The organism is Demequina pelophila, from assembly GCF_000971175.1.
Classification (GTDB): domain Bacteria; phylum Actinomycetota; class Actinomycetes; order Actinomycetales; family Demequinaceae; genus Demequina; species Demequina pelophila.
In genome coordinates, this window is the sequence record NZ_BBLY01000001.1 from 732,285 (window position 1) to 743,838 (window position 11,554).

An 11,554-nucleotide genomic window follows, 5' to 3' on the forward strand; every position below is an offset into this window, starting at 1 on the left:
TGGATGTTCACTGACGCCAACGAGGCGCTCGAGTACGTGAAGTCGGAGGGCGTCGAGTTCATCGACCTCCGCTTCTGCGACCTGCCCGGCCAGATGCAGCACTTCAACATTCCCGCCTCGCAGTTCACGGAGGACTTCTTCGAGGAGGGCGCCATGTTCGACGGCTCCTCGATCCGCGGCTTCCAGGCGATCAACGAGTCCGACATGAAGCTCCTGCCGGACATCAAGACCGCCTACATCGACCCGTTCCGCAAGGCGAAGACCCTGGTCATCAACTTCGCGGTCGTGGACCCGTTCACCGACGAGCCGTACTCCCGCGACCCGCGCAACGTCGCCGCCAAGGCGGTCGAGTACCTCAAGTCGACCGGCATCGGCGACACCGCCTTCTTCGCCCCCGAGGCGGAGTTCTTCATCTTCGACTCGGTGCGCTTCGACACGAACCAGCACGAGGGCTACTACCACATCGACTCGGCCGAGGCCTGGTGGAACACCGGCAAGGAGACCGACCCCGACGGCACCCCCAACCGCGGCTACAAGACCCGCTACAAGGGCGGCTACTTCCCCGTGGGCCCCGGCGACCAGTACGCCGACCTGCGTGACGAGATCGTCCAGACCCTCGAGCAGGTGGGCCTGTCCGTCGAGCGCGCGCACCACGAGGTGGGCACCGCCGGCCAGCAGGAGATCAACTACCGCTTCAACACTCTGCTGCACGCGGGTGACGACATCATGAAGTTCAAGTACGTCGTCAAGAACGTCGCGTGGAAGCACGGCAAGACCGTCACCTTCATGCCCAAGCCGCTGTTCGGCGACAACGGCTCCGGCATGCACGTCCACCAGTCGATCTGGAAGAACGGCGAGCCGCTGTTCTACGACGAGTCCGGCTACGGCGGCCTGTCCGACATGGCCCGCTGGTACATCGGCGGCATCCTCAAGCACGCGCCGTCGCTGCTCGCGTTCACCAACCCCACGGTGAACTCGTACCACCGCCTGGTGCCGGGCTACGAGGCTCCGGTCAACCTGGTGTACTCGGCCCGCAACCGCTCGGCCGCGATCCGCGTGCCCATCACCGGCTCGAACCCCAAGGCCAAGCGCATCGAGTTCCGCGCCCCCGACCCGTCGTCGAACCCGTACCTCGCGTTCGCGGCGCTGCTCATGGCCGGCATCGACGGCATCAAGAACCGCATCGAGCCCCCGGCCCCGGTGGACAAGGACCTGTACGAGCTGCCCCCGGAGGAGCACGCCCAGATCCCGCAGGTGCCCGCGTCGCTGCCCGAGGTGCTCGACACGCTCGAGCAGGACCACGACTTCCTCACCGAGGGCAACGTGTTCACCCCGGACCTCATCGCCGAGTGGATCGACTACAAGCGCACCAGCGAGATCGACCCGCTGCGCTTCCGTCCCCACCCGCACGAGTTCGAGCTCTACTACGACTGCTGAGTCCGCCTCTCAGGCCGCTCGGAAGGCCCGTCCCGCATCGCGCGGGGCGGGCCTTCCGCCGTTGTAGGCGCCCGAAACGCACCGATGCCGCCACCTACCGGCCATGTCGCGACTACCGTGGGAGCATGAGCGACCAGAGTGCACCGAGCGACCAGGACCCGGACCTCGAACGGGACAAGCGCGAGCTGTTCCCCGGCAAGTACTTCATCTCGACGGTGCTGAACGCCCTCGAGACCAAGACCCGCATGAGCGGCGGACTCGCCCGCGTCTACCTCATGCGCGCGGCCATGGCGGGCATCATCATCGGCCTGATGTACCTGGTGTACTTCGCGATCGTCGCCGCGTTCGTGGCGGTGGGCGACGGCGAGCTCAAGACCCTCGGCCAGATCCTCGGCTCGCTGGTCTTCGGCTTCGCGCTGGTCTTCATCTACTACTCGAAGTCGGAGCTGCTGACGTCGAACATGATGATCGTCTCGATCGGCGCGTACTACCGCAAGACCACTCCCCTGCGCTCCCTGCGCATCCTCGCCATGTGCTACGGCGGCAACCTGCTCGGCGGCCTGCTCGTCGCGATCATGGTCGCGCTGTCCACGCTGGGCTCCGACGCGATGGGCGAGCAGCTCGAGGGTGCCGTCGAGCACAAGCTCGAGTACTTCGACCACGGGCTGTTCGGCATGTCCGACCTGTTCATGCGCGCGATCCTGTGCAACTTCATGATCAACCTGGCGATGCTGCTGGTCTACAACGGCCTCATCAAGGACGACCTGACCAAGTCGATGGCCATGATCATGAGCGTCTTCGTGTTCGCCTTCGTGGGCTTCGAGCACTCGGTCGCCAACTCCATCGTCTTCCTCATCGCGGGCCTGCACGGCACGCTCGACGTGGGACTCGCGCTCGCGAACGTGGGCATCGTCCTCGTCGGCAACTTCATCGGCGGCGGCCTCCTGATCGGCCTCTACTACGCGTACGCGAACGACGACCGCAAGTTCCTGCGCAAGCGGGGCGCCAAGACCGCCTAAGGACGATGCGGTGCCCGGGTGGTGACCGGGACCCCCGCTAGGATGCGACGCACGAGGCCCGTCACCCCGCCGGGCCCGGCTGCAACCCCTGGGAACGACGACGTGACCGACCACCGCAAGCCTGACCTCAACCTCAACCTGGTCTGGGTGCTCGAGGCGCTCCTCGAGGAGCGCAACCTCACGCACGCCGGCGACCGGGTGGGCATGACCCAGCCCACCGTGAGCGGTGCGCTCGCGCGCCTGCGGGAGATCTACGACGACCCGCTGCTCGAGCGCGACGGCCGCGGCTTCGCCCTCACGCCGCGCGCCGAGGCCCTCATCCCCGGGGTCGAGGAGTGCATGGAGCAGGTCCGGCGCACCTTCGAGGTGCTGCCCACGTTCGACCCGGCCACCTCCACGCGCACGTTCATGGTGTGCGCCTCCGACTACGTCCTCTCCGAGCTCACCGGCCCGCTGCTCGCGCTGCTCGCCCAGGACGCGCCGGGCACCCGGGTCGAGTTCACCTCGCTCCCGGTCGACGCCTCCGTCACCCCGGTGGACCTGCTCCGGCACGACGTCACCATCGCCGGCGCCGGCCGTGGCCTGCCCGGCAAGAACGTGTCCCTGTTCTCCGACTGGTTCGTGTGCGTGGCCGATGCACGGAACCCGGCGATCGAGGACGGCGCCCTCTCCCTGGGCGCCCTGCGGCGCCTGCGCCACGTGCGCTCCGAGTTCGGCGCGCACGCCGCGACGCACGTGGACGACATGCTCGCCGCCGCGGACGTCGCCCCCAGCACGGCGCTCACGGTCCAGGGATTCATCCCCGTCCCGTTCGCGGTCGCCGGCACGGACTGGATCGGCTGGGTGCCGGAGCGCACCGCGCAGCGCTATGGGGACATGCTGGGCCTGGCCGTGGTGAAGACCCCGCTCGCACCCAAGCTGCTGGTCGAGGCCGCCTACTGGCACCCGACCAAGACCGAGGACCCGGCGCGCCATTGGCTCATCGAGCAGCTGCGCCGCGCCTCGGAGATCGTCGAGTTCGGGTCCGAGGACGCGGACGCGGAGGACGTGGTGACCGACGACGCCTGAGCCGGGGCCCGGCCCGGCGGCTCCTCCCGTCCCGGGCTCCGGGGCTCCCGGGCTCCCGGGCGCCCCGGCTCCCGGCTCCCGGCTCCCCGGCTCCCGGGCTCAGTGCGGGATGCCCAGGTCCCGGGTGTTGCCCTCGAGGTCGGTGTGCACGAACGAGTTGTACGCGACCAGGATGTCCGCGAAGCGCTCGTGCTCGTCGAGGCGGTACATGATGAGCCCGTCGAACTCGAAGGTCTCCCCCTCGCGCACCGGCCCGAACAGCGACTCCGGGTTGTCCCGGCGCGCCGTGAACAAGGTGTTCATCTGGATGGCCACCGTGGTGTCGCTTGAGACGAACCGGGGGACGGTGAGCCGCTCCACGAAGTGAGGCCAGATGAGGTCCCGATAGTGATGCTTCATCCCCTCGATGCCGGTGAACTCGAGCGTGCCGTTCTTCATGTGCATGTCCGGCGCGAGGTAGTCGTCGAAGGCCGTGTGGTCCTCCTCGTTGAAGCGGCGGATGTAGTCGCGGAAGCGCTCCTCACGCATGCGGCTGCCCCATCTCCTCGAAGGTCTCGGCCACCCAGTCCGCGATGATCCCCGCGACGTAGGGCATGTGGTCGATCGAGATGTGCTCGGTGCCGCCCTCCGGCTCGTCGAACAGGCGCAGCTCCCGCTTGGGGCTGTTCACCGCCTGGTCGTACGTGTCGTGCGCGTAGCCCACCGGGATCTGGCGGTCGTTGACGCCGTGGGTCACCAGCAGGGGCACGGTGATCCTCTCGGCGACGCCGTTGAGGTGCATGTCCCGCGTCCGGGCGATGAAGTCGTCCATGTCCGCGGCGCCCCACACCCAGAACACGTGGTCCCAGTAGTGCGGCACGGGGTTCTCCCCCTCGCGGCGGCGCCGCGCCTCCTGGACCGCGGCCCAGTCGTGATTGGCTCCCCACGCCACGGCGAGCTTGAGCCGGTTCTCGAACGCCGCGGCGCGGGGAGCGTAGTAGCCGCCCAGGGACCAGCCGACGATCCCGACGCGGTCGGGGTCGACGCCGAAGTCCGCGGCGTTGGCCTCGACGTGGTCGAGGATCGCGGCGGCCCAGGCCTCGGTGTCGTGGCGGGCGGTGAGACCCCGCAGGCGCAGCGCCTCGCCGGACCCGGGGGTGTCGACCATGAGCGTGGAGACGCCACGCTCGGCGAGCATCCGCGGGAAGCCGGAGTAGTACATCATCTCCTTGGTCGAATCCAGGCCGTTCCACTGGATCACCAGCGGGTGCGGCCCGTCGCCCGGCGCGCGGTACAGGTAGGCCGGCATCGCCGAGCCCTCGTACGGGATCTCCACGGGGGTGAGCGGCACGCCGCTGAGCTCGACATGCTTGAGCAGCAGGTCGCGCGACTTCTGATAGGCCGCGGTGCGGCCGACCCAGGTGGGCGACTGCAGCCGCTCGGACTGCGACGTGTACAGGGACGCGCGGTAGTACGTCTCCCCCGCGCCGATGCGCCTGCCGCGCTCTTCGTCGTCCCTCGCCTTCGCGAGGAGCCGGTCGGCGACCGCCGCCCAGGAGGCGTAGAGCTCGGCCGTCCCCGCATCGTCCCCGTTCTCGGAGGCCTCGAGGACCGGCCGGCACGCGCGATCGACCTCGTCGATGTAGCCGCCGTTGTTCAGCGTGGCGACCACCGTCATCGACCACACGTAGTTGGTCGGGAAGTACATGAACACGGGTGGGGCTCCTCAGCTGGTCGGGGCGGCGGCCCTCGCCGCGGCGATACGGTCGGCCATGTACTTGACGCCGGACGACGAGGTGTACGCGCCGTCGACGGGGATCTCCGCGCCCGACACGTAGGCGGCGGCGTCCGACAGCAGGAAGACCGCGACGTGTGCGACCTCGTCCGCCTCGCCCATGCGCTCGAGCGGCGTCAGCTCGAGCTGGGCCCCGCGCATCGCCTCGGGCGCGCGCGCGGTCATCTCCGTCTCGATGAAGCCCGGGTGGATGGCGTTGACACGGATGCCGCGGGGCCCGTACTCGGTGGCGGCCACGTGCGTAAGGCCGCGCAGACCCCACTTCGACGCCGTGTAGGCGGCGGTGTAGTGCCCGGCGAGGGCGGCGGCGGAGCCGATGTTGACGATGGACGAGCCCGCGCCCAGGAGCGGCGCGAGCGCGCGGATCCCCAGCATCGGGCCCGTGAGATTGACGGCGAGGACGCGGTCCCACTCGGCGCGCTCGGTGTCGCCCAGGCGAGCCCGGTAGGTGACACCGGCGTTGTTGACGAGCCCGCGCAGCGGGACCTCGCCCAGGTCCGCGGCGAGGTCCGCCGCGAGCGCCGCCCAGTCGCCCTCGTCGCTCACGTCGAGGCGCCGGTAGGCGACCCCCGCGACGGTGAGCGCCGCGGGCGCCTCCGGCGCGACGTCCGTCGCGATCACGTGCGCGCCCTGGGCGGCGAGCAGGAGCGCCTCGGCCGCGCCCTGTCCCCCGGCCGCGCCGGTGACCACGACAGTGCGTCCCTCGAGCCCGGGGTACATCACGCCTCCCCGTCGCGCCAGCCCACCGGGCCGCCGCGGTCGAGCAGCTCGATCAGGTGACCCTCGGGATCGGCGACGAACGCCATGCGGACGCCGGGCTCGGGCGCGGGGCGCGGGGCCATGCGGTCCGTCGCGCCGGCGGCGATGAGGCGGTCGTAGGTGGCGTCGACGTCCTCGACCCGCAGGCAGATGTGGCCGTAGCCCTGAGTGAGGATCGCCTCGGGCGGGTCCGCGGCCTGGAGCCCGGGCCGCGACCCGGTGCGATGGAGCAGCTCGATCGCCCAGCCGTGCTCGCGATCGACCAGGAACACGCCGCGCAGCCCGAGCGGCTCGAGCGCGAACGGAGTGGACTCCTCGAGGTCGAGCGCCCCGGCGTACCAGCGCGCCTGCGCGTCGAGGTCCGCCACGGACAGGCCCACGTGGTCGAGATTCACGCGTCCTCCTTCACGGGGTGGTCGTGCGGGCCGCGGGTCATGAGCGAGTCGCGCGCGTCGGCCGGGAGCAGGTCGAGCAGCTCGTCGGTGAACGCGCCGCCCACCAGGATGAACGCCACCCGGCACACGCGGTCGGTGCGGTTGGCCCACGCGTGGTCGGTGCCGCGCTGGATGACCACGTCGCCGGGACCCAGCGTCACCTCGGAGTCGTCGAGGATGAGCACGATCTGCCCCTCGAGGACGATCCCGTAGTCGACGGACTCGGTGCGGTGCACCGGCGACTGTCGGCCCTCGGGTCCCACGTGGCCGGGGAAGAACTCGTTGATGCGGATCTTGGTGCCGCGCGGCTCGGGCGGCACGCGCAGGGTGCGCTCGGTGGGCTCGCTCGGCTCGGCGGGGCCGATGGGTGCGGGCGCGTCGTCGGTCTGCCAGATCTCGTAGAAGCCCACGCCGTCCTGGGGCATGAAGCGGTGGACCGGGACGATGCCGTCGGACAGCACGACGGAGGTGCCCGCCGCATCGTGCCCCGTCACCACCCGGCGCGGGACGGTCGCCCGGGGCCCCCCCGCCGTCACGCCGCCTCCGCGAGCGAACTCAGCGACCGCTGCATCACGCCGCCCGGGTCCGCGTCCGGGGCCGGGTGGAGCTCCCAGTCGACGAGCTGCAGCGAGGCGTCGACGACGAGCCGGACGCGCGGCTTGCGGCGCGCCTCAAACTCGGTGAGCAGCCGCTCCATGTCGCCGTCGCGGGTGAGGTAGTCGGCCAGCAGGATCGCGTCCTCGGAGCACTGCGCCGCGCCCTGGGCGATGAGGGGCGGGCAGGCGTGGACGGCGTCGCCGATCGCGATGACGCGCCCCTGGTGCCACGGCCCCTCGACGAAGAGCCACTCGATCTCTTGGAAGTTGAGGTAGGTGTCCTCGGTGATCTGCGAGCGCAGGAACTCGATGTGCCCGCCGTAGCCCTCCATGAGCCGACGCATCTCCTGCGCGTCGGTGAGCCCGTTGTCCGGCCGCACCGGGTCGCACAGCACGTACCCGTAGCAGAGGTCCGCGGAGATGGGGGTGAACCCCACCTTGTACTGGGGTCCGTGGTAGTACAGGCCAGAGATGTCCATGTCGGGCGTGCGGGGCAGCACGGCCCGCCAGATGCCCATGCCGGAGGGCTGCTTGTCCTCGGTGATGCCCAGCAGCGTGCGGGCGCGGGACTTGATGCCGTCCGCGGCGATGACCACGTCGTAGTTCTCCACGGTGCCGTCGGAGAGCTCGGCCTCGACGTGGGAGTCGATGTTCGCGAACGACACGAGCTCCGTGCCCAGACGCAGCTCGATGCCCAGCTCCTTGATCTTGTCGACCAGCACGCCCTGGATGTCGCTGCGGAGCGCGCCCAGGGTGGCCGGCAGGTCGGGGCCGCCGGTGCGGGCGACCGTGATGGTCGCGATGTCCTCGCCGGTGTACTCGCGCATGCGGACCCGGTCGAAGCCGTGGCCCTTCGCGAGGATCGGGTCGAGCACGCCGATCTCCCGGAACATCTTGAGCGCATTGCCCTGGACCGTGATCCCGTGGCCCACGCCGTGCCAGTCGGAGGCCTTCTCCACGAGGGTGACCTCCACGCCGCGCTGCGCCAGCGCGATCGCCGACACGCAGCCGGTGATCCCTCCGCCGACGACCAGCACCGTTGCTGCCGACATCGCTACTCCCCACGTCGTGAACTCGCGGCGGCATCGTCGCCGCCGTCACCGACGCTAGGGCAGGGCGCCTCCGAGGCGGAACGACAAGTCGGCGATGCCTGCTATCGGGACGATGCGACGGGCTCGGCCGGCTCGAGGGCGCGCACGGCGTCGAGCAGCCGGGTGCGGAACCAGGCGTGGGCGGGATCCGCCTCATGGCTCTCGTGCCACCACAGCTGCAGGTCGATGGGCACGATGCCGAAGGGCGCCTCGACGGCGACCGTGCCCGTGGCGGGCCCCAGCCGCTCGGCCAGCCTCCGCGGGATCACGGCGACCAGGTCCGTGCCGGCGACGATCGACGGCAGCGCCAGGAAGCTCGAGGTGGTCACGCGCGGCTCGCTGCGGTCGATGCCCAGCTCGCGCAGGTGACGGTCCGCGGGCGTCAGGTGGTGGCGGCCGAACTGCGCGACGGCCTGCGGCAGCCGCACGAAGTCCTCGAGCGAGAGCCTGCCGTCCACGAGCGCCGGGTGGGCCGCGTCGACCAGGCACACGTAGTGGTCGTCGATGAGCGGCTCGCGGCGGCCCTCGATGCCGATGCCGGGCACGGCGATGACCAGGTCGTGGTTGATGAGGTCGCGGTCGGCCTCCATGGGCCGCTCGGGCAGCGGCACCACGTCGATGGTCACGCCGGGCGCCTCGCTCAGCACGGTCGCGAGCGCGCAGTGCAGCCGCACCAGGCCGTAGTCCGTCATCATCACGGAGAAGGTGCGGCGCGCGGTCGCCGGGTCGAAGCCCTGCTCGCCCGCGAGGACCCGCTCGATGATGGGCAGGGTGGCCTGCACCTGCGGCAGGAGCATCCGCGCGAACGGCGTGAGCTCGTAGTCGCGGCCCACCCGCACCAGGAGCTCGTCGTTGAACACGGTGCGCAGGCGCGCGAGCGCCGCACTCATCGAGGACTGGCCCATCTGCACGCGCTGCCCCGCCCGCGTCACGTTGGCCTCCTCGAGGAGGGCGCGCAGGGGAACCAGAAGGTTGAGGTCGAGACCGTTGCCCGGCATAACGGGATCCTAGTGGCACGCGGGCGCACGGCCGCGCACCGGGGTGGCGGGCGGGCCGCGGCGCTCCGATGCCAGGTATCCGCGCGTCACGGTTCCCCCGCGCGCCGGGTCCCCCTAGGTTGAGGTCACGCGGGACAGCTCCCGCCCGCTCCACCCCGTCAAGGAAGGTCGATGATGACCCAGCGACTGATCTCGCACCTGCGCTATCTCGCGCTCTCCGTGCCGAACTTCGACGAGGAGCGCGAGTTCCTCACGACGTACTGGGGCCTGACGGAGGTGAGCACCGCCATCGCCGACGGCGGCCGCGTCAGCTACCTCACGGCCGAGGGCTCCCCCGAGCCGTTCGTCGTGCGCGTGCGCGAGGGCGACAAGCGCATCGACCTCATCGCCTACGGGGCGCTCACCCGCGAGGACGTGGAGACCCTCCACGCGAGGCTTGCCGGCGAGGGCGTCGAGATCGTGCACGCCCCCCGCGACCTCGACCAGTACGGCGGCGGCTACGGCTTCCGCTTCTTCGACGTCGACGGCCGCACCATCGAGGTGTCGACGGACGTGGAGCTGCGGGAGAACCGCAGGATTCAGCCGCGCGAACCGCTGCCGGTCAAGCTCTCTCACGTGGTGGTCAACACGCCCGACCTCGAGCGCACCACCCAGTGGTACATCGACCACCTCGACTTCGCGATCTCCGACACTCTGTTCTCCGCGCGCATGGGAGATCTCATGCACTTCATGCGCTGCAACAACGCGCACCACTCGTTCGCGATCGCGCAGGGCCCGCACTGCTCGCTCCACCACGCGTCGTTCGAGATGCGCGGCGTCGAGGAGTGGATGCGCGGGGCGGGCAAGATCCTGCGCTCCGGCGCCCGCATGGTGTGGGGACCCGGCCGCCACAACGCCGGCGACAACACGTTCGCGTACTTCCTCGACCCGGCCGGCAACACGCTGGAGTACACCACGGAGCTCGCGACGATCGACGACGAGGACCACTGGCATCCCTCCAAGCTGGACGTCAACCTGGTCACCACGCAGGACCAGTGGGGCACGGCGAACGAGATGAGCGAGCTGGTGGCGCGCGAGTCCTTCAACGACGTCGACCGCGGCCTGTTCGTCGCCCCGCCGGTCTGAGCCGGGCCGTGCGGCGGCCGCGCACCGGGGTGCGAACCCGGGTCCGGGCCGCCGCGTCGGCGCGCGTCGCGGGTGCGATCCCCGCCATCCAACTGGCGACGCTGGGCGCACTCACCATGCTGGGCCCCTTCGGCACCGATGCCTCCCTTCCCGCGCTGCCGACCATCGCCGACGAGTTCGGGTCACCCGCGGGGCAGGTCCAACTGACGCTCACCGGCTTCGTGACGGGGATGGCCGCCGGGCAGCTCCTCGCCGGCCCCCTGTCCGACATGGCCGGGCGACGCCGACCGCTCCTGTGGGGAACCGCGGGCGTGGCCGTCGCGGGCGGCCTCGCGGCCCTGGCACCGTCGTTGGTCGTGCTCATCGCGGCGTCCGCGTGCATGGGCCTGGGCACGGCGTTCGCGCTGGTGGTGAGCCGCGCCGTGGTCGCGGATCTGGCCAGCGGGCCCGCGCTCACGCGCTCCTATGCGTTGCTCGGCACGGTCACCGGGATCGGGCCGGTGCTCGGGCCCGTGGGCGGCGCGGCCCTGCTCGTCGCGTTCGGCTGGCGCGGGGTCTTCGCGGGCCTCGCCACGGCCGCGATCGTGGGCGTGCTGCTGGCGGCACGGCTGCTGCCCGAGAGCCTTCCTCCCGAGCGCCGCGTCGCGCGGGCGCCCGTCCGCCTGCCGGGGCTGGTGCGTCGCACGTTCCGCTCGCGCAGCTTCGTCACCGGCGCGGTGATCGTCTGGCTCACCTTCGCGGCCCTGTTCGCGTACATCTCCGCGTCCCCCTTCCTGCTCCAGAGCCTGCTGGGGCTCTCCCCCGGCTGGTACGCCGCCGTCTTCGCGGCGAACGGATGCGGGCTGATCGTCACCGGGCTGACCGCGGCCAGGCTGTCCTCGAGACTGAGCCGACGCACGCTCCTCGCGATCGGACTCGGCATGCAGGTCACGGGCGCGCTCGCCTGCCTGAGCCTCGTGCTGCTGGACGCCGTGACGCTGTGGACTCTGCTCCCGCCCCTGTTCCTCATCGCGTCGAGCATCGGCTTCATCTTCGGTCCGGCCCACGCTCACGCCCTCCACGACCTGCGAGACATGGCGGGCACCGCGCTCGCCACCATCGGCGCGGTCCAGTTCCTGGGCGCGGGTCTCGTGGCGCCGCTGGTGCAGATCCGCGGCGAGGGCGATCCGCTGCCGTTCGCGCTCGCCGTGACCTGCTGCTCCCTCGCGGCCCTCGTCACGCTCGTGGCACGCTCCGACGCCCGCTGACCCCGG

At 70.9% G+C, this 11,554-nt stretch carries 12 protein-coding genes; 5 read left to right on the top strand and 7 right to left on the bottom strand.

Going from position 1 to position 11,554, the window contains the following annotated elements:
- Nucleotides 1-3 precede the first annotated feature (3 nt).
- From glnA to AOM03_RS03390, 3 genes are all read left to right on the top strand, one after another.
- Nucleotides 4-1,437, top strand: coding sequence for a type I glutamate--ammonia ligase (gene glnA, locus AOM03_RS03380; protein WP_062378302.1), 1,434 nt, complete (start codon nt 4-6; stop codon nt 1,435-1,437).
- A 125-nt stretch (nt 1,438-1,562) separates the two neighbouring features.
- Nucleotides 1,563-2,456, top strand: a complete 894-nt coding sequence (locus AOM03_RS03385) for a formate/nitrite transporter family protein (RefSeq protein WP_062378304.1) — start codon at nt 1,563-1,565, stop codon at nt 2,454-2,456.
- A gap of 102 nt (nt 2,457-2,558) precedes the next feature.
- Nucleotides 2,559-3,524, top strand: coding sequence for a LysR family transcriptional regulator (locus AOM03_RS03390; protein ID WP_062378306.1), 966 nt, complete (start codon nt 2,559-2,561; stop codon nt 3,522-3,524).
- A gap of 99 nt (nt 3,525-3,623) precedes the next feature.
- On the opposite strand, the gene AOM03_RS03395 is transcribed toward AOM03_RS03390, so the two are convergent.
- The 7 genes from AOM03_RS03395 to AOM03_RS03425 form a co-directional block, all read right to left on the bottom strand.
- Nucleotides 3,624-4,052, bottom strand: a complete 429-nt coding sequence (locus tag AOM03_RS03395) for a nuclear transport factor 2 family protein (RefSeq protein WP_062378307.1) — start codon at nt 4,050-4,052, stop codon at nt 3,624-3,626.
- A complete protein-coding gene (locus AOM03_RS03400) occupies nt 4,045-5,211 on the bottom strand; it encodes an alpha/beta hydrolase family protein (RefSeq protein WP_227589900.1) in 1,167 nt (388 codons plus the stop codon). Before AOM03_RS03400 ends, AOM03_RS03395 begins: the two co-directional genes overlap by 8 nt.
- A gap of 18 nt (nt 5,212-5,229) precedes the next feature.
- Complete coding sequence (locus tag AOM03_RS03405) at nt 5,230-6,018, bottom strand: SDR family NAD(P)-dependent oxidoreductase (RefSeq protein ID WP_062378311.1); 789 nt, start codon at nt 6,016-6,018, stop codon at nt 5,230-5,232.
- Complete coding sequence (locus tag AOM03_RS03410; RefSeq protein ID WP_062378313.1) at nt 6,018-6,452, bottom strand: VOC family protein; 435 nt, start codon at nt 6,450-6,452, stop codon at nt 6,018-6,020. The genes AOM03_RS03405 and AOM03_RS03410 overlap by 1 nt, the downstream gene beginning before the upstream one ends.
- On the bottom strand, nt 6,449-7,027 hold the full coding sequence (locus AOM03_RS03415; protein ID WP_227589868.1) for a cupin domain-containing protein: 579 nt from the start codon (nt 7,025-7,027) through the stop codon (nt 6,449-6,451). Before AOM03_RS03415 ends, AOM03_RS03410 begins: the two co-directional genes overlap by 4 nt.
- Nucleotides 7,024-8,139 carry an FAD-dependent oxidoreductase gene (locus AOM03_RS03420; protein ID WP_062378317.1) on the bottom strand — a complete coding sequence of 372 codons (1,116 nt, stop codon included), beginning with the start codon at nt 8,137-8,139 and terminating at the stop codon, nt 7,024-7,026. Before AOM03_RS03420 ends, AOM03_RS03415 begins: the two co-directional genes overlap by 4 nt.
- A gap of 101 nt (nt 8,140-8,240) precedes the next feature.
- On the bottom strand, nt 8,241-9,176 hold the full coding sequence (locus AOM03_RS03425; protein ID WP_062378319.1) for a LysR family transcriptional regulator: 936 nt from the start codon (nt 9,174-9,176) through the stop codon (nt 8,241-8,243).
- Between the two features lie 171 nt (nt 9,177-9,347).
- On the opposite strand from AOM03_RS03425, the gene AOM03_RS03430 reads away from it, so the two are divergent.
- Nucleotides 9,348-10,301 carry a VOC family protein gene (locus AOM03_RS03430; RefSeq protein ID WP_227589869.1) on the top strand — a complete coding sequence of 318 codons (954 nt, stop codon included), beginning with the start codon at nt 9,348-9,350 and terminating at the stop codon, nt 10,299-10,301.
- Nucleotides 10,302-10,330: 29 nt separating this feature from the next.
- Complete coding sequence (locus AOM03_RS03435) at nt 10,331-11,548, top strand: multidrug effflux MFS transporter (protein WP_156157593.1); 1,218 nt, start codon at nt 10,331-10,333, stop codon at nt 11,546-11,548.
- Nucleotides 11,549-11,554 lie beyond the last annotated feature (6 nt).